The sequence below is a fragment of the Paraburkholderia sp. SG-MS1 genome (assembly GCF_012275575.1).
Classification (GTDB): domain Bacteria; phylum Pseudomonadota; class Gammaproteobacteria; order Burkholderiales; family Burkholderiaceae; genus Paraburkholderia.
The window spans coordinates 51,667-73,167 of record NZ_NPIH01000232.1 but is presented as its reverse complement, the minus strand read 5'-3'; the positions used below and the strand labels follow the sequence as shown (position 1 = coordinate 73,167).

Here is a 21,501-nt window from a genome sequence, read left to right as displayed (position 1 = left end):
CGCGGCTGCCAGCCGAGCCACTCACGCGCACGCGTGATATCCGGCTGGCGATGCCAAGGGTCGTCGGTCGGCAGAGGATGCAGTTCAAGCGGCGAGTTCGAACCGGTGATCACCACGATGCGCTGCGCGATCTCGCGCATGCTTACTTCGTGCGGATTGCCCAGATTGACCGGGCCGCTGGGGTCATCCGCTGTGTTCATCAGCCGGATAAAGCCGTCGATCATATCGTCCACGTAGCAGAACGAGCGCGTCTGCGAGCCGTCGCCATAGAGCGTGAGCGGCTCGCCTCGCAGTGCCTGCATCATGAAGTTCGATACGACGCGGCCATCGGCGGGGTGCATGCGCGGCCCATATGTGTTGAAGATCCGCGCAATCCGGATCGACAGTCCATGTTGCCGCCGGTAATCCATGAATAGCGTCTCGGCGCACCGCTTGCCCTCGTCGTAGCAGGAGCGCGGGCCAATCGGATTCACGTGCCCCCAGTATTGCTCGGTTTGTGGATGCATCTGTGCGTCGCCATACACCTCGCTCGTCGACGCCTGAAAGATTTTCGCCTTCACGCGTTTGGCGAGCCCAAGCATGTTGATTGCGCCGTGCACGCTGGTTTTGGTCGTCTGCACGGGGTCGTGTTGATAATGGACCGGCGATGCGGGACAGGCGAGGTTATAGATCTCGTCAACCTCCACGTACAAAGGAAATGTCACGTCATGACGCATCAGCTCGAAATTCGCGCAGTCGAGCAGATGCGCGATGTTGTCTTTCGTACCGGTGTAGAAATTGTCGACGCACAGAACGTCGTGCCCTTCTGTCACGAGCCGTTCGCACAGATGCGAGCCGAGAAATCCTGCGCCGCCGGTCACCAGAATCCGCTTACGAGTGAGTTCTTTCATGACATGTCGTCCTTGCTCAAGGTACAGTGTGCGGCCGCTCAGGCAGTGACGTGCAGCAGCGCCTCGTGCCAGTCCTGCGCGAAACGGTCGATATGAAAGCGCTCCAGCGCCGTGCGCCGCGCGCCTTCGCCGAGACGCCGCGCCTCGGCGGGGTCGTGCAGCAGACTAGCCATCGCGTCAACGAGGGCGTCGACATCGGTATGAATAAAGCCGTTTTCGCCATTGCGGATCACCGTGGCGAGTTCGGTCGTAGCGAGACCGACGATCGGCATCCCGATCGTCATCGCTTCGACGATCGCGAGGCCGAGACTGGTCCAGCGAATCGGATTGAAGAAGAAGCGGTAACGCGCCGTGAAGGCAGCCAGATCGAGATTGCCAATCTCGCCGATACCGCCGAGCCGACCGGCGTCCATGCCGACGAGATCGAGCGGCACACGCGTGCGCGTCGCGCTGAAGATATCCGCGCCGAGCCGCCGTCCGCGTTGCGCGAGATGATTCACCACGACGATGCCGCGCTCCAGCTCGCCGCTATAGCGCACGCCCTCGGGCACCACGACGCCGTGTTCGATCACCCGAGTCGGCGTGACGCCGCAATCCCACATCAACTGATTGAAATGCGTGACGTGGATCAGCAAGGTATGGGGGTCGTCGACCCAATGCCATTGCTGGAACGGATTGTCCTGCGGCGGATCATGCTCGATATAGACGCGCGGCAAGCGCTGCTGCGCCGGGCTCAGCAGATGTTCGCGGTCGTATTCCCAGTGGCTCTTGTGCTGATACAGGACGACATCGAACGCTTCGTCGGGCACATCGTCCGCATTGATTTCGTGGACGTTGTCGCCCCACGGCAGCACGCCCACCTTGCCGGCGTAGCCGGGTGGATGCCCGGGTTTCGTGACGAGATAGAAATCGTGCGGCGCTTGCGTCAGGTAATACAGATAGTTGCCGTGCACATGCCAGGTCAGCACGCGCAGCCGGCGGCAGTTACGCAGCATGATGCATCTCCTCGAAGTTGCGGGCGTTCGCATGCAATGTGTTCGGCGCGCCGGCTTGCGCGCCGTGTACCCGCGCGAGCTGCGCACGCGCCGATTCCACGACCTGTTCCACGCCGACGTTCAGCGCACACGGATGACCATACGGGCATTCGCGGAACATGCAAGGCCGGCAGGGGGGATAGTCGGCGAGCACGCGGTGCAGCGTATGGTCGAGCGGCGCCCAGCGGCGCGTGTCGCTGCCGGAAGCGATCACCACCGACGCCGTCGACACGGCCGCCGCGATGTGCGAAATGCCGGTGTCGTTGCAGACTACGAGACGCGCGTGCGCGACGAGTGCAGCGAGGCCACCGAGCGAAGTCGCGCCCGCGAGATGCAGCGCGGGCGACATCATCGAGCCCAACACGGCGCCGGTCAACGAGGCTTCGGCGGCGGTGCCGGTAATCGCGATCTGCCAGCCTTCGGCTGCGAGGTTGTCGGCCACCTCGGAGAAGCGCTCGGCGGGCCAGCGCCGCGACGGCAATTGCGCGCCGGGATGGATCAGCACGAGCCGCTGCGCTTCCACACCGTGCACGGCGGCCAGCGCCTCATATTCTTCCTGATCCTGATGATGAAGCGGAAATGCCGATTGCCGCTCGATCGTCGGTGCGCCGAGCGCGTGCGCCAACGCGAGATAGCGGTCGGCCTCGGGCAGATCGTCGGGCCAGCCGATAAAGCAGCCTTGCCGCGCCGGCTCGTCAGGCTGCACGAAACCAGCCAGAGCCTGGGCACCCAGCTCGAGCAGCAGATCGTTGGCGGCCCCGCCACTGCCGTGCAGCTGGATCGCCAGATCGAAACGACGGGCGCGCATGCGCGAAAAAAATTCAGGCAGCCCGGCGTTCGTTTCCGGCTGCTCCGGAAATCCGATTGCGCCGGGGAACACGATCAGTTCATCGATGAGGCCCGCATAGCGCTCGACGAACGTGCAAGCCCACGGCAGCCCGATCAGCGCGATGTGTGCGTGCGGCATCGCGTGGCGCAACGCTCGCAACGCGGGGACGGCGCACAGCATGTCGCCGAGTTGCAGTGCGCGAAACACGACAATGCGGCGCGGCGCGAGCGCGCTCAGGAACGAGGGTGCAGTCATGGAAAGAACACCTTGAAACGGAAGGCGCCATAAAGCCGCCAATAGATCGACAGAAACGGGATAGGGACAGACGTCCACGCCATTTCGGCGACGTGCAGCCAGCTGCGGTCCCGGCCGTGCAAACGCATGACACAAAAGTAGCCAGTCAACGTTAGCCACACGATCAGCGCCGTTAGCGCGACAGTCATGTGGCTGGCCAGCACGGCGAACAACGCAGTCAGTGCCGCGCACAGGATCGCGTAGTAAAGCAGTGGTGGTGTCGCGCGAATGCGCGTCCTGAACAGATGCGGGTGCTTCTTGTAGAGCAGCGCATCGAACTGGCTCTTCTTCTGCTGCGCGATGCTGACACCCCAAGGTGCGGGCCGCACGGGATGCACGACGACGGCATCGGCCGCACGGACGATCTCGCCGCCCGCTTGCATCAGCGTAAATTGCAGATCGGAGTCTTCCCGCCACGCCGACGTGAAGCGCTCGTCAAACCCGCCCGTCGAAACCAGAAACTTGCGCGCGACGAAGGCGTTAGCGGTGGCGAATTCCGCGCGTTCAAGTCCGCTCGCGTCGGCTTCGTAATCGGTCGGCAAGTCGGGCAGCGGCACGACGATCTTCCCCGAGGCGGCCGCGACGCCGGGCGCGAGCGCCGCAACACCGGCCGTCAACCAATGTCGGTCAGGGAGCGTGTCGTCGTCCGTGAAGGCAATCAACGGCGAGCGCGCCTGTTGCCAGCCCGCATTGCGCGCGCCTGCGGGGCCCTGGCTACACGTGACCGGCACGTAGCGCACGGTCAGTCCTCGCGCCGCCTGGGCGGCTGCGAAGCGCGCCACGCACGCGCGGGTGGCTTCGTCGGGGCCGTCGTCGCAAACGATAATCTCGTAGCGATCCGCAGGGTAGTCCTGCTCGCATAGTGCGCGCAAACACGCCGCCAGCAGCGCGGGACGGCGATAGGTCGGCACCACGACGCAGACATCCACGCGAGCGGATAGCGCGCCTGCATAATCCGCGGCAACCGCTTCTTCGGCGCGAGGGCTGGCCAGGATCCCGCCGGGTTGGATAGGAGCCGCCGCGGACGAACTCATGCGCGGCCCCCCGTTTTGTCGACGACGAACGGCCCGATCACCAGCGCGTCGAGCGGTGAAGTCCAGAACGATTCCACCGCGTCGCGCGGCGAATTCACCATCGGTTCTCCGCGCGTATTGAACGACGTGTTGACCAGAATCGGCACACCGGTGCGTTGTCTGAACGCGTCCAGCAAGTCGTAGTACAGCGGATGTTGCGCGCGATTGACGGTCTGCACGCGCGCCGTGCCATCGACGTGGCGCACGGCCGGAATGCGCGCTGCCTTGTCCGCGCGCACGTCGAACACGAACAGCATGAACGGTGCGACCTTGCCGTCCACGAACCATTCGTTCGCATACTCTTCCATCACGACCGGCGCGACCGGGCGGAAGTCTTCGCGGTCCTTGATCTCGTTGAGCTTCGCCTGCATTTGCGCATCCACCGGCGAGGCGAGGATCGAACGCGCGCCGAGCGCACGCGGGCCGAATTCCGTGCGCCCCTGATACCAGCCGATCACCTTGCCATTGGCAAGCAGATCGGCGGTCTCGGCGGCGATATTGTCCATGCGGCGGTAGGGCAGCTTCGACCAACTCAGGAATTGTTCGATTTCCGCTTCGCTGTATTCGGGGCCGAGGTACGCGTGGTCCATCGTCCAGCGACGCGCACGGTCACCGTGCGCTGCCCGCTCGCGGTAATCGATCCACAGCGCCGCGCCGAGCGCGGTGCCGGCGTCGCCAGCGGCGGGCTGGACCCATACGTCGTCGAACGGACCGGCGTCACGTAGCTTCGAATTCATCACGCAGTTCAACGCGACGCCGCCGGCCATCGCGAGCTTGCTCAGACCCGTCTGCCGATGCAGCCAGTCGGCGAGTTGCAGCACCGTTTCCTCGAGCACGCGCTGCAACGAATGCGCGATATCGAAGTGCCGCTGCTCCAGCGGCCCGCCGCGTTCCCGTGCCGGGCCGAAGCGCTCGACGAGACGCGGCGCATCGACGGTATAAGTTCCATCGCTGCGGTAGCGAACGATCTGGCGGAATACGTCGAGGTAGAGCGGCTTGCCGTAAGAGGCGAGCGCCATCACCTTGTATTCATCCGACGAGTGCAGGAAGCCGAGCCAATCCGTGACGGCTTCGTAAAGCAGGCCCAGCGAATGCGGCAACTCGACCTGCTTGAGCCGCGTGTATTCGCCGCCGACAAACCGGGCCATGCTCGTCGTCACGCCTTCGCCGCGGCCGTCCATCGTCAGCACGGCGGTATCGTCGAATGGCGAGGCGAGAAAGGCGCTGGCTTCGTGCGCGAGGTGATGCTCGACGAAGTGCCACTGGAAGCCCCGCTCATGATCGACGCCCTGAAAGCGCTTTTTCAGGTGATGCGGCGCGCCGTCCAGCAGTTGCCCTTTGGCATTCGCGATATAGCTCAGGAACAGCGGGTCCCACGGCGATGCCGACGGGTCGGAAACATGCATATTGGCCGGATCGAACGGCAGTTCTATGGTCGCCCCCGGACGGCTCGGCATGCCGCCAAACAGCGTGGGGTCATAGGAATAGGCCACGTGATCGACCTCGGCAAGCGTGATGCCAGCGGCCTTCAGGCAGTAGTCGATGGCATCGAAGGGCAGTTGCCAGGTCGCAAACGGCACCGGCCGTTTCGCGTGTTTGACGTGCGTGAAGCGTTCGTCTTCGGCGGCGGCGAGCACGACGCCGTCGCGCAGCAGGGCTGCGGCGCTGTCGTGATAGACGGCATTGATTCCGAGTGTGTACATGGTCGTTCGCAAGAGAAAGGTTTCAGGGAGCGATGGGTTCACCGGAGAGCGGCGCGGTGATGGCGTGATCGGCCTGGTTAGCCACATCGCCAGCCGCGTCGCCACCCGTGGCGCTGGCCGCGTCGCGCGCCGCCGCCTCGCTGCGCAGTTCGAGCACCGCCTGTACCACTTCGCCCGGCGCGACACCCAGCAGACAGGCGTGATGCTGTTGCGGACACACGCTGCGATAACACCAGCGGCATTCCACGTCGCGAAACAGCACGCGCTGCGCCGTTTGCCAGGGCGTGTGCTGCGGATTGGTCAGGGCATACAGATCGACCACTGGCGTATTCAGTGCGGACGCGAGATGCACGGGTCCACTGTTGTTGGACACGAGCACGCTGGCGCGCTCGATCAGTGCGCCGAGTTCGCCGAGCGTGAGCGCGCCGCTCAGATCGTGCAGATGCGAGCGCACGCCGGGTGCGGCCGCGCGAATGACTGCTTCGACCAGTGGCCGTTCGCCAGAAGAGCCGGTAATGAGCAAGGGCGCGCCGGTTTCGCGTACGAGCCGAGCGGCGACCTCGCCAAAACGCTCGGGCGGGTAGCGGCGCGAAGCGGCCGTGGCGCCAGGATGCAGCACGATGCACCTGGCTTCGCATGCGACGCCGCGCGCGACGAGTTGCGCCTGAAGCGTGCGACGGTCGGAAGCGTCGACGCGAAAGCGCATGCGCGTGTCCTGCGCGTGCGCGCCGACGTGGCGCACGAGGTCGAGTTGCCGTTGCACTTCATGGCGCGTGCGCTGCTGCGGCTCGGGTTCGCGCAGCCAGTCGGTCAGCAGCGCATAGGGATTTTCGCGGCAATGCGCGAGACGGCGCGGAATGCCCGCCAGATAGCAGAGCATCGCGGCGGGCAACGGGCTTTGACTATAGACCGTGAAGATCACCGCGGCGTCGAAGGCGCCGCAGCGCAAACGGTCCTGCATCCGCTGATCGTCCAGCAGCGTGCGTGCGCCGTTCGACAAAGGCGCGACCCAAGGCGCGTCGTATTCGATCACGTCGTCCACGTCGTCGAGAAAAGGCGCGAGCGCCGCGCCGCTGCGCGATGCGAGCAGCGTGATATGCCGATCCGGCCAGCCGTGACGCAGCGCGTGCAGTGCGGGCGTAGTCATCAGTACGTCGCCGAGATTGTCGACGCGTATGCAGAGAATCCGCTTGACGTCCTCACCCCAGCGAGTGGGCGGCGACGTATCGCCTACCCGTGCATGCGCGAGTGTCGGTTGCGCGAGCTGCAGTGGGGCGTTCATCGCGCGGCTTCCTCGCGCACTGGCGCATCGAGTGCGGCGTCGGCCCTGCCGCCGCCAACCACGATCTGCGCCGCTTCATGCAGATCGGCGGCGCGCGCGGTCGGCACGCGGTGCTCGCTGTCGAGCCACTGGGTTTCATGACCATTGTCGAGCAGCACTGTTCGGCAACCCGCGCGGTTGCCCGCTTCGACGTCGTCGAGAATATCGCCGATGAACCAGCTCCGCGCGAGGTCGAGCCGGTGTTCGTGCGCGGCGCGCAGCAGCATGCCTGGCGCCGGTTTACGGCAACCGCACACGCAGGCATAGCGCGCGACGCGGCCGCCTGGAAGATGCGGGCACCAGTACACCCCGCCCAGCGTCGCGCCGCACGTGGCGAACATGCGATGCAGTTCGGCTTCGACCGCATGCAACGCGTCATAGCCGAACTTCCCGAGCGCGACGCCGGACTGATTGCTGATGACGAACAGCGCAACCGGGTGCGCGGCGAGCAGTCGCAAAGCGTCGCGTGCGCCCGGCGCGAAACGCATCGACGAAGGGTCGACGTTGTAGGGCACGTCGTCGAGCAGCGTGCCGTCCTTGTCGAGGAATACAGCGGCTTGCATCATGAAACGTCCAGGCGGGAAGTGTGAGCGGGAAAGGTATGGCCGTGGCAGGGAAGGAGCAACGACGCAAGTGCCGGTCGCATTCGCTGCCTATCCGTAAGCCCCGCCCACCGCCGCGCGCTTCGGTGCTTCTATCTGCTCTGAAGGGGTTGTCGCCGGCGCGAGGCACGCCGCGCGCGCGTAGATCTGCGCCAGCGAATCGCCGACGCCTTTCCATGTGAACTCCGCATGTGCGCGCGCAAGGCCTGCCTCACCCATGCGACGGGCAAGCTCGGGATCCCGCCGCAACTGGTCGAGGCGCGCAGCAAGCGCGGCCGGATCTCGCGGCGGAACGAGAAAGCCGGTCTCGCCGTGCGCGACCGAATAGCGGATGCCGCCTACGTCGGCGCCAATCACTGGCGTCCCGCAAGCCATCGCCTCGACCGGCGTGATGCCGAACGGCTCGTACCACGGCGTGGTCACGAATACGTCGGCGGCACTGTAGAAATAACGCAATTGCGCGCGTCCGCGCCGGCCGACAAAGGTAGTCTGGTCCGCCACCCCGCACTCGCGCGCGATGCCGCGCAACCGTGCGATCTCGGGCGTCGCGAGTTCGTTCGGCGAGTCGGAATTGCCGCCCACTACATAGAGCCGCGCGGATGCCCCGAACGCCTGCTTGAGAATGCCGACGCCGCAGACCACGTTGTCGATGCCCTTGCGCTGGACGAGCCGGCCCAGTTGTAGCACCGTGAATTCGTCCTTGCACCAGCCGAGCGCTTCGCGCGCGGCGGCGCGGTCCATCGGCCGGAATTCCGCGGCGTCGAAGCCGCATGGCACGATCTCGATTCGCGACAGGTCGGCGCGATAGTGCTCGATCAGATCCGCCTCGTCCTGCGGGCATTCTGCGACCACGATGTCCGAGCGCGCCACCAGTTCGTCCTCAATCGCGAAACGTTCATCAGGAAAGCCGTCGTCCGCGCCTTGATGAATCCGGCGTACCCGCCCGAGCGCATGAAAGGTGGTGACAAGCGGCACGCCGAGCGCCGCCTTGACTTTCAACGCGGCAAGTCCGGACATGAAAAAGTTTGCGTGGATGACCTCATACGGCTCGCGCTCGCGTCGGAAGAATTCGATCAGGAACGTGGCGAATTCGTCCATGAACGGCAACAGCTGTTCCTTCGGCAACTGCTTCGGCGGCCCGGCCGGCACATGAATGACCCGCGCGCCGTCCATGTCCGATACGAGCGGCAGCAGCGCTCGGTCCCGGCGCGTGAAGACATCGACCTGATGTCCCATCGTCACGAGTTCGCGCGCGACGTTGGCGACGTAGATGTTCTGTCCGCCGCTGTCGACTCCACCGGCAACTGCAAGTGGCGAGGCGTGTTCACTGACGAGAGCGATTTTCATGGCGTTCCTTGCAGGGTGGGCACAAACGGATGTGGCGCGGCGGCGGTTTTAGTGCATGGAGCATGACGTGTGCCAAACGGTCGGGCCGCCGACGCGGGCAGACGCACTGATGTGCGGAGGGACGATGCGTCGTGGCCAGGTTTCGATGCGGCGCGAGAGAAGCGCTGTGGCGTTCCCTGTTTTTACAAGCGGCATGTAACATTGCGCCCGTGGGAAATTGTTCCGACTGTCATGGATATCCGCGAGTGCGACGGAATTTTTGCCAAAGGCGCCCATGTCTGCCACTTTCCGCATACACCAGGAGCGGTGCTTGCTACTTCAACGCGTCACACCCGGGAATGGCTCGCTTCCGATTTTTTCGTGACCCGGCCCGCAAATAGTTGGGTCGCCTTGGCAGCCCCCGCGTAGAGCAGTCGACACCCATGCCGAATTCACCGACTTCGCCCCCGCCATCGCCGCCGGCGCGTCCGCGGCTCACTGGCCGGATCGCCGCCGACCTCGCGCAAGCCGTGTGGAGTTATCGCAAGCAAACCGCGCTGTCCCTTTTACTGATGGTGGCGGGCAAGCTGTCGATCGTACTGATTCCGCTCGTCCTCAAACATATCGTCGACGAACTCGGCCGACCCGTCTCGCAGGCGCTGTTTCCCGTGTTTCTGGTGCTTGCCTACGCGCTGCTGCGCTTTCTCGGCGACGCACTCAACGAAGCGCGCGACGTCGCGTTCAGCGTCGTTACGCAGCGCACGGTGGCCGCCTTCACCGAACGGACGTTCGCGCATCTGCACGGAATGAGTGCGCGGTTTCATACGCGCCGTGAAACCGGCGCAATCGCGCGCGACGTGCAGAAAGGGGCGGACGGTATCGGTTTTCTGCTGGGCGTCGCGTTGTTCACCATCGTGCCGACCGGCTTTGAGATCGCGACGATCGTCACGATCATGGTGCGCGCCTATGCGCGCGAGTTCACACTGGCGATCGCGCTTACCTTCGTTTGTTACGCCGTCTATACATTTTTATTCACACGGCGGCGAGTTGCATTTCAGCGCGCCGTGAATCTGCTCGAGGCGCAATCCGATGGACGTCTCGTCGATAGCCTGCTGAATTACGACACAGTCAAATACTTCGCGACCGAAGAGGCCGAAACGCGCCGCCTCAGCGAAGTGCTGGAAAAATGGATCCACGCACGAATAGCAAATCAGCGCGCGCTGACCGCCTTGCACGTCGGGCAGAGCGCGGTGATCGCGCTCGGCATCGCCGCAATCATGCTGCTCGCCGCGCAGCATGTGATCGCCCGCACGATGAGTGTCGGCGATCTGATTCTGGTGAATGCCTATCTGATCCAGATTTGCATGCCGTTGAATACGCTCGGCTTCGTATTCCGCGAGACCAATGACGCGATGGTCAACGTCGAGCGCATGTTCGCGATTCTCGCAACACAAGGGCGAGTGGGCGAGGATATCGACGATCCCGCAGCACAGCCGCTGATCGTGAAGGCGGGAAAAATCGACTTCGAACACGTGGACTTCGGCTATGACCCGGCACGGCCCATTTTGCGCGACGTCGATTTCCATGCTTATGCGGGCAAGACGCTAGCGGTGGTCGGCGGCAGCGGCTCAGGCAAGTCGACGATCGTGAAGCTGTTGTTCCGGCTTTACCAGCCAGAAAGTGGCGCGATCCGCATCGATGGTCAGGACATCGGCAAGGTGACGCAGCGAAGCTTGCGCGAAGCCATCGGCATCGTGCCGCAAGATACCGTGCTGTTCAACGAGACGATCGCTTACAACATCGCTTACGGCCGGCCCTCCGCGACGCGTGCGGATGTCGTGCGCGCGGCGCGCGCTGCGCAATTGGACGAGTTCATCGAACGGCTGCCCGACCATTACGATACGCGCGTCGGCGAGCGCGGCGTGCGTCTGTCGGGCGGTGAGCGCCAGCGCATCGCAATTGCCCGCGCCATTCTGAAGGACCCGCGCATTATCGTGTTCGATGAAGCGACGTCGGCGCTCGACACGCGCTCCGAGCGAGCAATCCAGACCGAGCTGACACGCCTCGCGCAGGGCCGTACGTCGATCGTGATCGCTCATCGGCTTTCCACCGTGGTGGACGCCGACTGGATTCTCGTGATGGAGCATGGCCGCGTGGTCGAACAGGGTACGCATCGGGAATTGCTGTCGCGTGATGGCGTGTACGCGAAGATGTGGTCGCTGCAATGGCAGCAGGGCGAACTTGAGCATGCGCAGCGCAAACTCACCGCGCAGTCGGTGAGCCTCGCCACGTTGACCTCCGGTGCGATCGACGCCTTGCATGACGAAATTGCGGCACAGCGCGTGACTGTGCACGTGGAACTTGGCGACAACGACCTGCGCGTGACCGGCGATCCGAGCGTTCTGCAACCGTTGATCGCCGAATTGTGCCTCAATGAAATCCTGCAGGCGGCAGCCGGCGAGCGGATCGCGCTGCGGGTCGAACGACATAACAATCATGCGTGGGTCAGTGTGCTCGGCGCGGGTGGCAAGCCGGCCGAGCTGGAGGAGTCGGCCGCGCGGCACATGGAAGCGAGGCTCGCAGCGGCGGGCGGTGGCTTTACGTTGATGCCGCTGCACGGCCAGCTCGCATATGTCGCGATGCTACCGCTGCACGCCGTCACCGATGGGCGCGAAGACGGTGGCGCGAGGCCGATCGACGATCTTCTGGTCATGGCCATCGACGATCAGGAAGAAACGCGCGACGCGCTCGAAGCGGTGTTGAGCGCGAGTGGCGCGCGAGTGCAGCTCGCATCGTCCGGTGCGCAGGCGCTGGAGTGGCTCGGGCGCGCGCAGACGAACGAATGGCCGCAGGTGCTGTTATGTGACATTGTGCTAGCCGACATAGACGGTTACGAAGTGCTGCGTCGTATACGCGCCCTTGAAAGCGAACGCATGAGCGAGGCACATGCACCGCTGCCGGCGATCGCGCTAACCGGCTATACAGAAACGGAAGATCCACGACGCGCGCAGGCGGCCGGCTTCGACGCATATCTGACCAAGCCGGTGCCGCCGCAAGAGTTGATCCTCGCCATCACGAATCTGACGGGCGGGAAGTCGCGGACAAATACGGCGAATCAGTCCGTGTGAATCTGCTCGCGAGACAGCGTTGGAGCGCCGCGCGCCCGGGTGCAGCTTGCAAGACGGCCTCACTCCATATGCGACGCCGGGTGAATGAATTCACGTGCGCGCGTCGATCTCGCCGCCGGCTGGCTTCTGGTGGCTATCCGCCAATGTCGCACCGATGGACCGTTCAGCAGCGTGGACACGTGCGCGCAAATGCAATACGTTGGCCGGTACGACGCGGCGGTGCGGGAGTGCCCAGGCGAGTCCGCGCATGAGCGCGACGCTGTCATGCATCAGGTTGCCCTCCCGCGCGAGCATATCGAGCGCGCGCAGCGTCGCACGGCACGCCTGCAGCCATGGCAGACGCAGCCACGCGATCCACGCGGCGTTGCGCGCGAGTGTGCGGCGTCGCAAGCGGCTATCGCGTGCTGGCGATGGATAATGATGCACGGTCAACTGCTCACAATAGACAATCGACCGGTTCGCTGCCAGCACGTCCAGCGCCACCAACTCTTCCTCACCGCCGACGAACAGCCGCGGTTCGTAGCCGCCCACCTCGCGAAACAGTGACGTGCGGAACACGCACGCCCCCGCCATGTAGCCGATCAAGGCGGGGCCGGGCAGGCCGTCGCTGCCGAGCGGACTCGCGCGCATCACGGCGCACGTCGGGTCCAGCGCCTGGTTCTCGCCGACAACAACGCGCGCACTCAAAACACCGACGTTGGGCCATGCGTCAAGCAGATGGACCGCGCGTTCGAGCGAACCCGGCTCCCACCACGTGTCATCGTCGCAGAAGGCGACATAGTCAGTGCCGACGCAGGCGGCCGCACGATTGCGGCCGGCTGCGCCGAGATTTTCGCCGCACTCGATCACGCAGACCGTCGGAAACAGCGTCTTGACGAGCGCGACGGTGTTGTCGGTCGAAGCGTTGTCGGCGACAAAAATGGGTGGGCGTTCGGGAAGGGCGAGCAGACGGGTGAGTGTGGCGCTCAGTTCTTCCGCGCGGTTATGTGTCAGTACCACAACGGAAATGCGCCGGGCCAGCGTTTTGTTTTCCATGCTGTTGACGTTCTTCTCACGATGCGATGCAGGTGTCGAGCAAGCGTTGTGCCGATGCGCTCAATCACGGCGACTGCCGCTTTCGTTGGCAGCGCGGAAGAGCCAGTAGCGTTCCGGCGAATCGAGGGCGGCACGCCCTTCGGGACCGAATGCTCGTAACTGGCTTGCGTACCTGCCGAGCGCTGCCTGTTTCAACTGCTGGTGTGGCGCGTGCGTCCCGGCGTCTGCCATGTCGGCTGGGCTCACCTTGATGCGTTGTTCGAGCATGGTGGCGAGGCGCTCCTGAATGACGCCTGGAATATTCCGGTAGGGGAGGTCTTCGTATGCGTACGCCGCCGGATCTTTGAATGACCGCAGGGCGGCGAGGCATGCGTCTGACGCCATCGTGTGATCGGAATGAAAGAGTCCGAGTGGGAACAGCACGGTCGCGGGCTTCACTTCGACGAACGTTGCGCGCAACGCCGCGACAAGTGCTTCGCGCGAAGGCGATGACAGATATTGCGCGTCGCAGAAAGGCAAATGAATGGGTGAAGCGCGCAGCGCGCTCAGAGCGCGCACGTCCTCTGTTCTGCGCGCGCGCATCGCCTCGAATGCGCCTGCGAAGCCCGAGGCGCGGTCCCAGTCGGTGATCATGTCGGCTTCCGGCGCTGACGTGAAAATGGTGCATACGGTTGCAGCGGGATGCGAGGCGAGCAAAAGGCCGCAACTCAGCACCGCGTCGTCCAGATGCGGAGACACCACAAGCAATGGGCCATCGACATTCATGGGATCTTTCTGCGCTGCGTGCGTCGGGACAGGGGAATTCGTGCCGAGCAAGCGGCATTCCACATTGGCTCTCGCCTGTTGCCGCGCAAGCCTTCCGTCGCCCTTGAGGAACATGGCTTGCGCAACGGAAAAACCTGGCGCTTTCGCGCGTTAGACCCGACCGTGCACGAGGGCCGTCGTCAGTGATGCAGGAGACAACATGGGCTCGTTTCTAACCGGCCATGACCGGCGCGGGTTATCGAGTTGATCGGCTTTGCCACGGCGTTTTCGAGTTGCTGCTGTGCAGGCGTCGGAAGGGCGTTTGCGCAGCTACCAGGAGAGCGGGCCGGCCCAATTTCCGGGAGCGAGAAGTCCGCGAAAAGCAGCATGCTCGGGTTGAGGCGCAAGCACTTCAGAACCGTGCGCCGATCAACGCGATCGATATGTATCTGAACGGGTTCCACTTCTATGCCGACGATATGGGACGGCGGGTCGAGGCACATCACTGATGTCACCACGTGAATGAAGCTCTCTTCGTCCGCGCTGATGGTCAGCTCGCCGCCATCCGGCATTGCGTCGAGGATCGAGCGGGTGGGTGCATTATCGCGCGGCGACATCGAGCGCGCGGCCGGCGAACAGACTAAAGAGGAACGCCGTCATTGTTCTCTACGCCTGGGACTCACCCGGTACCGCACGGGCGTGCAGAATGTGCGCACGCTGTGTAATTCCTCCCGCAGCATGTTTTGCCTTTCCTCCGGCGCGCCGGAAGCGCTGCACGAGGCCGCGAGTTCGCGCGAGAGGTGAGACGCTTCCTCGATTCCGCGGCGCAAAGATCGCTCGGCGGAGCGTCATGAATCAAGGCACGACACGCCGGCCGTAACGAGAAGCGGCACGAAAAGTGCTCTGGACCCACAAACTCATACGCTCACCTACGTAAATGATGGCCGACGTCGGAGCCCACATTCGTGCGATTGCGCGGTCCTGCGGCGGCGCTGCGGGCGCCGGCTGGAAACGCGCGGCCCGCGCGGCGTATACCGTCGCCGCCTCACTGCTCGCGATGTCGCGCGTTGCGCAGTCCGCTGCGCAGCCGCAGCAAAGCGCGTTGCAGCCGGCAGGCGTGCAGGCTGCGCACATCGCGAAGCTATGGAACCTTTCGCTGATCGTGTGCGGGATCGTCTTTGCACTCGTGTTGCTAGCGACTCTCGTTGCGCTGGTCCGCAATGGGCGCGGCTCTGCCGCGCAACCGCCGGCGACTCGCGCGCCCGACCTTGGCTCGCTGACGCAGCCGGAAAACGGCACGCGGCGTGTCGTGATCGGCGCAAGCGTGCTGTCGGTGATCGTGCTCGTCGGACTGATCGTCGCCGACGTGCTAACAGATCGCGCGCTCTCGAGGATGCCGGTAGCAGATCCGGTGCGCATCGACATGCTCGGCGCGCAATGGTGGTGGCAGGCGTCCTATCGTCCGCAGGGCGGACAGCCTGGCTTCGTTACCGCAAACGAATTGCACGTGCCGGTTGGCCGGCCGGTTGTCGTGTCGCTGCAGGCGGGCGATGTGATCCACAGCTTCTGGGTCCCCAATCTGCACGGGAAAAAAGACATGCTGCCGGGTATCGACACGACGATCGAGTTTCGCGCGGATCAGCCAGGCGCCTATCGCGGACAGTGCGCCGAATATTGCGGCGCGGAACATGCCTTGATGGCCATGCTCGTCGTCGCCGAGTCGCCCGAGCGCTACGCGGCCTGGGTGGCGCGGCAGGCGCGGCCGCTGGCGCAAACCACCGACGCCGTCGCGCTTCATGGCCGCGATGTGTTCGAGCGCGCGAGTTGCGCGGGTTGTCACACGGTGCGCGGCACTTCCGCAGCGGGCACTCCCGGCCCCGACCTGACTCATCTGATGAGCAGGGAGACGATCGCCGCAGGCGTGCTCGCCAACACGCCTGAAAATCTTGCCGCGTGGATAAAGGATCCGAATGCACTGAAGCCCGGCGCGACGATGCCGGCTGTGCCGCTTTCGGATGCCGATCGCCGCGCGGTCGTCCGATGGCTTACCACATTGCAATGAACACGACCGAAACGCCGTCGGGCGCCGACGCCGTGGCGCAGATCAAGGACGGGCCGGATGCCGATACCGGTACGCTGGCCGCGCTGGCGCGCACGTGGAGCGATCGCCCGGGGATCATCGGCTGGTTCAGCGCGATCGATCACAAAACCATCGCGCGCCGCTTCATGTGCACGACGTTCGTGTTTTTCCTGCTCGCGGGTCTCATGGCACTGGTAATGCGCACCCAGCTCGCGCGGCCGGCGAACCACGTAGTCGGCCCTGACATGTACAACCAGCTCTTCACGATCCATGGCACGGCCATGATGTTCCTGTTCGCGGTTCCTGTGATGCAGGCGGTTGCGATGTACCTGATTCCGCTGCTGATCGGCGCGCGCAGCGTGGCGTTTCCGCGGATGAACGCGTACGCATACTGGGTCTTTCTGTTCGGTGGTTTCACGCTCTTCATCGCATTTTTGCTAGGTGCGGGCCCGCGCTCCGGCTGGTTCAGCTATGTGCCGCTGGCCGGGCCCGACTATGCGACTGGCAAGGGCAGCGATATCTGGGCGCAAATGATCACGTTTAGCGAGCTGTCCGCGTTACTCGTCGCCGTCATATTGATCGCAACGATCCTCAAGATGCGCGCGCCAGGCATGTCGCTGAACCGGATGCCTCTTTTCGTGTGGGCCACACTTGTCACGCAATTCATGGTGCTGTTCGCGATGCCCGCAGTCATGCTGGCGAGCACTGCGCTGATTCTCGACCGACTCGTCGGGACGCAGTTCTATAACCCGGCGCTCGGCGGCGACGTGCTGTTGTGGCAGCATCTGTTCTGGTTTTTCGGTCATCCCGAGGTCTATCTCATCTTCATTCCGGCGCTCGGTTTTATGTCATCGATCATCGAGACGTTCTCGCGCCGCCCGATTTTCGGTTACTCCGCGATGGTGCTTGCGCTGATCGCGACGGCGTTTCTTGCGTTCGGCTTGTGGGTGCACCACATGTTCGCGACGGCCGTCCCCGATCTCGGCAAGACATTCTTCACCGCGGCGAGCGTGATGATTGCGGTTCCGTCCGGTATCCAGATCTATTGCTGGCTAGCGACGCTGCTCACCGGACGTCTGAGTGTGAAGCCGCCGCTGCTGTTCGTGCTCGCGTTCTTCTTCATTCTCGTGCTCGGCGGGATGACCGGCATCATGCTCGGCTCCGTACCGCTCGACCTGCAGGTACATGACACCTATTTCGTCGTGGCGCATCTGCATTACGTTCTGCTCGGCGGCGCGGTGTTTCCGCTCTTTGGCGCCTTCCACTACTGGTTTCCGAAATTCACCGGACGCATGCTTGGCGAGCGCCTCGCGCGTTGGCAGTTCTGGCTGTTCTTCGTCGGCTTCAACGTCACTTTCTTTCCGATGCACCTGCTGGGCCTCCATGGCATGCCGCGGCGCGTGTGGACGTATCCCGCCGCCATGGGCTGGGAGGGTATGAATCTCATCGCGACACTGGGTGCGTACCTGATCGCTGTGAGCGTGCTGTTGTTCATCGTCAACGTGATATGGAGTTTGCGATGGGGCGCGCGTGCCGACGCGAACCCTTGGGGCGCGGGCACACTCGAATGGAGCGTCCCGAGCGCGCCGCCGCCGCACAACTTCGATGTGCTGCCGGTCGTCCACGGCCGCGCGCCGCTGTGGGAGCCGGAGCGCGCGCCGCGCGCGGTGGCGGGCCTCGCCGCGCTCGCGCGCGAGGTGCTGACCACGACAGCCCTCGATGCGCGGCCGGACACGCGCCCACTCTTTCCGCAACCGTCGATCTGGCCGTTCCTCAGTGCGATCGCAACCACGGTCTTCTTCATCGGTTCGATCTTCACGCCGTCGGCCGTATGGTGGGGCACGGTGCCGGTCGCGGTGGCGATGATTGCCTGGTTCTGGCCGGGGCGGCGCGAGAACCGGGTCGCGCGCGCGCTCGAGCGCTGGCCAGATTCGCCTGCCACGAATAAGGCGGCGCGCCATGTGAACGCCAATCCCTCCTCGCACAAAGCGGCCGGCCATGGCGCTCCGCAGAAGGCCGCGGTGCTCGATGTACGTGCATTGCCGAGCTTCGGGTTCAGTCATCGCAGCCTGATGTGGTGGGCGACGGCGGGCTTGATGCTGATCGAGGGAACCCTGTTCGCGATGACCGTCGGTATGTACTTCTATCTGCGCGCGGTCAATGCAGTGTGGCCACTGCATGCACCGCCGCCCTCGCTGGTGTGGGGATCGGTCAATACGGCTGTATTGATCGCGAGCCTTTGGCCGAACCAGCTTGCCAAGCGCGCGGCAGAGCGCGGCGAGCGCAATCGGGCGCGTCTATGGCTTGCAATATGTCTTGCGTTCGCGCTTGTGTTCCTTGTCTTGCGTGGCGCTGAATTCGGCGCGCTCAACGTGATGTGGTACGCGAATGCGTACGGTTCGATCGTGTGGCTGCTGCTCGGCCTGCACACGACCCACCTGATCACCGATACCGTCGATACCGCCGTGCTGGCAACGCTGCTCTACGCCGGGCCGTTCGAGAAAAAGCGCCTGCTCGACACGAGCGAGAACGCGGCCTACTGGTACTTCGTCGTCCTGAGCTGGCTGCCCATCTACGCGGTCATCTACCTCGTCCCGCGGATGCATCAATGAAGCATAGTGTCTCGATCTGGCTTGGCCTGCTGGCGGCCCCGGCGGTGGTACTCGGCGCGCAGAGTCTCAACTACGCGCTGGTGCAGAGCGCCTGCGCGTCCGGCCGGCACACCGCGCTCGACGTGGTGAGCGCGCTTGCGTTCGGCTTCTCGGTCATCGCGGCGTGGCTTGCCTACCGGCGCTGGCGCGCCACAGCCGGGCGCTTCCACGGCAGCTACGTGCCGCGCGCCGCGCGTCGGCCGTTTCTTGCCCTGATGGCGATGCTCGTCGCCGCTTTGTGCGCGGTTATCCAGTTGACGATGTGGTTCCCGCAATGGCTGCTTTCACCCTGCCGATGATCGCGCGGCTTTCCGCAATCTGCTGCTTCGCGCCCCTCGCCCGCGAGCGGCGACTCGCGCCTGGGCGAGTGTGCGCCGCGCTGGCACTGACCGCTGCGCCGCTCGCATGCGCGCACGTGCTGACCGATGGCGAACATGGCGCGCCCACATTCGGCTGGTCGTTCGACGCGTGGGTCGTCGCGTTGACGCTCGCAAGCACGCTTGCTTATGCAATCGGTCACTTGCGGTTGCGCCGACGGGGCTCATCGCACAGTCGCGCAATCCGCGCGTGGCATGCGAGTGCGTTCGCGGGCGGCATGGCCGCGCTCGTGATCGCGTTGTGCTCGCCGCTCGATGCATTGTCCGCGGCTCTGTTTTCCGCGCACATGGTCCAGCACGAAACCATGATGCTGATCGCCGCGCCGCTCCTCGTGGCGGCGCGGCCACTCGGTGTATGGATTTGGGCACTGCCTCGCGGCGCCCGCAGGCGCGTCGGCCGGGCGGTGCGCGGGCCCGCATTCGTCCGCGCGTGGCGGGGGCTGACCGCGCCGCTCACCGGATGGCTCCTCCACGCGGCGGCACTCTGGGGCTGGCACGCGCCGGTGATGTTCGAAGCCGCGCTCGCGCACCCGTGGGTGCACACGCTGCAGCACACGACTTTCCTGCTGACCGCGCTCATTTTCTGGTGGACCGTCTTTGGCGACGGTGCTTCGCGTCAGACAGGCGGTCACGCGTTGTTGTCCGTGTTCACGACGATGGTCCATACGAGCGCGCTCGGCGCTCTGATTTCGCTCGCGCCGGGCGTGTGGTATCCGTCCTATATCGAGCCGACGAGCGCGCTCGGCGTCGATGTGCTGCATGACCAGCAGGCCGGCGGCCTCATCATGTGGGTGCCGGCTGCGATCGTGTACCTGGCCGGCGGATTGGCGATCGTGGCGCGCTGGTTGAGGAGCCCGACGCGAGTCGATCTCGCCAGCGATCCCACAGCGGCCTTGCCGCAGGACGGTGCGCGATGATGCCGCAAACGTCACGCGCATGGGCGAGAGCGCGCCGTCATGCCGGGCTTGCCGCCTGCAGCCTCGCGTTCGCGATAGCCGTTGCAGGCGGTGCGATGCGCGACGCGCGTAGTGAAGATGCGTCGGCATCTGACTCGTCGCACACCGTCTGCGCGTCGTCTTCGGGAGGTGCTCCGGGAGCTTCCGCTGCGCCTCGACCGGACGCCGGGACGCTCGCGCGCGGCGAGTACGTCGCGAAAGCCAGCGATTGTGCAGGTTGTCACACGGCGGCGCAGGGCGGCGCGCCCTATGCTGGCGGACACGGCCTTGCTTCTCCGTTTGGCACGATCATGGCGACCAACATTACGCCAGATCCGCGCTACGGGATCGGCCGGTACACCTACGACGACTTCGCGCGTGCGCTGCGCCAAGGCATCGCGCGTGGCGGCAAGCGGCTCTATCCGGCGATGCCGTACAACGCGTTTGCGAAGCTCGATGACGCGGACATGCATGCGCTCTATACGTACATGATGCATGGCGTCGCGCCGGTCGCGAAGCCGAACGCCGAGTCGAATGTCGCATTCCCGTTCAACCAGCGTTGGGCGCTGCGGTTCTGGCAAATGGCGTTCGTGCCGCGCGGGCCGTACCGGCCGCGTGCCGACCGCGATGCGCAGTGGAATCGCGGGGCCTACCTCGTGCAATCGGCGGGTCATTGCGGCAGTTGCCATACGCCGCGCGGCGCCGCTTACCAGGAGAAGGGCACGGACGAAACGTCGTCGACCTTTCTCACCGGCGGCGTCAACGACCACTGGTTCGCGCCGGACCTAACCGGGGATCCGGGCTCGGGGCTCGGCCGCTGGCGCGCGCCCGAAATCGCCGCGTTCCTGAAGACGGGGCACGGGGCCGGCAACGTTGCCTACGGAAGCATGGTCGAGCAGATCGAAGACAGCACGCAGTACCTGAGCGACGACGACCTGCTCGCGATTGCCCGCTATCTGAAGTCGCTGCCGCCGCATAATCCCTCGGGAACCTATGCGCCGCAAGACAATGTCGCGCGCAAGCCGCTGAACGGCAGTCGCGTGCCCGATGCGGCGTCGCTGGGATACAACGTCTATCGTTCGTTTTGTGCAAAATGCCACGGCGACGCGGGTGAGGGCGTGCCGAACGTGTTCCCCGCGCTCGCGGGCAACACGTCGGTGCTGGCGGAAGATACGACCTCGCTGATTCGCCTCATGGTCGAGGGTGGCAATAGCCCGTCGACGCTTACTGGACCGCCCCGTCAACAAATGCCGCGCTTCGCCGACACGCTCCCTGATGTGGGGATCGGCCAGGTACTGACCTACATTCGCAGCGCGTGGGGCAACAACGCACAGCCGATAACCGCGAACGATGTAAGTTCACTGCGGCAGAAGCTGCACAAATAGCGCTGCCTGTGCGCGTTCGCGGTCGCCGCGGCGAGGCCGTGCTCGCCCCGACCGGGTCCGTCCCGGGACGGACGGCGCGACAGCGTTTCAGCGT

General features: G+C 64.7%; 17 protein-coding genes. 6 read left to right on the top strand and 11 right to left on the bottom strand.

What is annotated here, in order from left to right:
* The 8 genes from CIC12_RS22050 to CIC12_RS22015 form a co-directional block, all read right to left on the bottom strand.
* The coding region (locus tag CIC12_RS22050) for a UDP-glucuronic acid decarboxylase family protein (protein ID WP_168666961.1) at positions 1 to 890 on the bottom strand (890 nt) is incomplete at its 3' end.
* Between the two features lie 38 nt (positions 891 to 928).
* Positions 929 to 1,885 (bottom strand): glycosyltransferase family 4 protein, encoded by a 957-nt coding sequence (locus tag CIC12_RS22045; RefSeq protein ID WP_168666959.1) that lies wholly within the window; start codon positions 1,883 to 1,885, stop codon positions 929 to 931.
* Positions 1,875 to 3,008, bottom strand: a complete 1,134-nt coding sequence (locus tag CIC12_RS22040; protein WP_168666957.1) for a glycosyltransferase family 9 protein — start codon at positions 3,006 to 3,008, stop codon at positions 1,875 to 1,877. Before CIC12_RS22040 ends, CIC12_RS22045 begins: the two co-directional genes overlap by 11 nt.
* Complete coding sequence (locus CIC12_RS22035) at positions 3,005 to 4,081, bottom strand: glycosyltransferase (RefSeq protein WP_168666955.1); 1,077 nt, start codon at positions 4,079 to 4,081, stop codon at positions 3,005 to 3,007. The genes CIC12_RS22040 and CIC12_RS22035 overlap by 4 nt, the downstream gene beginning before the upstream one ends.
* Positions 4,078 to 5,823, bottom strand: coding sequence for a carbamoyltransferase family protein (locus CIC12_RS22030; RefSeq protein WP_168666953.1), 1,746 nt, complete (start codon positions 5,821 to 5,823; stop codon positions 4,078 to 4,080). The genes CIC12_RS22035 and CIC12_RS22030 overlap by 4 nt, the downstream gene beginning before the upstream one ends.
* A gap of 22 nt (positions 5,824 to 5,845) precedes the next feature.
* Positions 5,846 to 7,105: a lipopolysaccharide heptosyltransferase II gene (gene waaF, locus CIC12_RS22025; protein ID WP_168666950.1), complete on the bottom strand. Its 1,260-nt coding sequence runs from the start codon at positions 7,103 to 7,105 to the stop codon at positions 5,846 to 5,848.
* Positions 7,102 to 7,710 (bottom strand): D-glycero-alpha-D-manno-heptose-1,7-bisphosphate 7-phosphatase, encoded by a 609-nt coding sequence (locus tag CIC12_RS22020; protein WP_168666949.1) that lies wholly within the window; start codon positions 7,708 to 7,710, stop codon positions 7,102 to 7,104. Before CIC12_RS22020 ends, waaF begins: the two co-directional genes overlap by 4 nt.
* Before the next feature lie 87 nt (positions 7,711 to 7,797).
* The gene (locus CIC12_RS22015; RefSeq protein WP_168666947.1) at positions 7,798 to 9,093 is read right to left on the bottom strand and encodes a glycosyltransferase family 4 protein; all 1,296 of its coding nucleotides are present in this window, start codon (positions 9,091 to 9,093) and stop codon (positions 7,798 to 7,800) included.
* 422 nt (positions 9,094 to 9,515) lie between these two features.
* Between CIC12_RS22015 and CIC12_RS22010 the strand changes: the two genes are divergently transcribed.
* Positions 9,516 to 12,200, top strand: coding sequence for an ATP-binding cassette domain-containing protein (locus CIC12_RS22010; protein WP_168666945.1), 2,685 nt, complete (start codon positions 9,516 to 9,518; stop codon positions 12,198 to 12,200).
* Positions 12,201 to 12,290: 90 nt separating this feature from the next.
* Here CIC12_RS22010 and CIC12_RS22005 read toward each other — a convergent pair whose 3' ends face one another.
* The 3 genes from CIC12_RS22005 to CIC12_RS32745 form a co-directional block, all read right to left on the bottom strand.
* On the bottom strand, positions 12,291 to 13,235 hold the full coding sequence (locus CIC12_RS22005; RefSeq protein WP_168666943.1) for a glycosyltransferase family 2 protein: 945 nt from the start codon (positions 13,233 to 13,235) through the stop codon (positions 12,291 to 12,293).
* A 60-nt stretch (positions 13,236 to 13,295) separates the two neighbouring features.
* Positions 13,296 to 14,000 carry a PIG-L deacetylase family protein gene (locus tag CIC12_RS22000; RefSeq protein WP_168666941.1) on the bottom strand — a complete coding sequence of 235 codons (705 nt, stop codon included), beginning with the start codon at positions 13,998 to 14,000 and terminating at the stop codon, positions 13,296 to 13,298.
* A 179-nt stretch (positions 14,001 to 14,179) separates the two neighbouring features.
* Positions 14,180 to 14,596, bottom strand: a complete 417-nt coding sequence (locus CIC12_RS32745) for a hypothetical protein (RefSeq protein WP_174772139.1) — start codon at positions 14,594 to 14,596, stop codon at positions 14,180 to 14,182.
* Positions 14,597 to 14,916: 320 nt separating this feature from the next.
* Between CIC12_RS32745 and coxB the strand changes: the two genes are divergently transcribed.
* Genes coxB through CIC12_RS21965 form a run of 5 tightly spaced genes read left to right on the top strand, consistent with a single transcriptional unit; the run spans position 14,917 to position 21,407 of the window.
* A complete protein-coding gene (gene coxB / locus CIC12_RS21985) occupies positions 14,917 to 16,041 on the top strand; it encodes a cytochrome c oxidase subunit II (RefSeq protein WP_446728029.1) in 1,125 nt (374 codons plus the stop codon).
* Positions 16,038 to 18,671 carry a cytochrome c oxidase subunit I gene (gene ctaD, locus CIC12_RS21980; protein ID WP_168666937.1) on the top strand — a complete coding sequence of 878 codons (2,634 nt, stop codon included), beginning with the start codon at positions 16,038 to 16,040 and terminating at the stop codon, positions 18,669 to 18,671. The genes coxB and ctaD overlap by 4 nt, the downstream gene beginning before the upstream one ends.
* Positions 18,668 to 19,009, top strand: a complete 342-nt coding sequence (locus CIC12_RS21975; RefSeq protein ID WP_168666935.1) for a hypothetical protein — start codon at positions 18,668 to 18,670, stop codon at positions 19,007 to 19,009. The genes ctaD and CIC12_RS21975 overlap by 4 nt, the downstream gene beginning before the upstream one ends.
* Positions 18,985 to 20,004: a cytochrome c oxidase assembly protein gene (locus CIC12_RS21970; protein ID WP_238812799.1), complete on the top strand. Its 1,020-nt coding sequence runs from the start codon at positions 18,985 to 18,987 to the stop codon at positions 20,002 to 20,004. Before CIC12_RS21975 ends, CIC12_RS21970 begins: the two co-directional genes overlap by 25 nt.
* Positions 20,001 to 21,407 carry a c-type cytochrome gene (locus CIC12_RS21965; RefSeq protein ID WP_446728028.1) on the top strand — a complete coding sequence of 469 codons (1,407 nt, stop codon included), beginning with the start codon at positions 20,001 to 20,003 and terminating at the stop codon, positions 21,405 to 21,407. Before CIC12_RS21970 ends, CIC12_RS21965 begins: the two co-directional genes overlap by 4 nt.
* Positions 21,408 to 21,501: the final 94 nt, after the last annotated feature.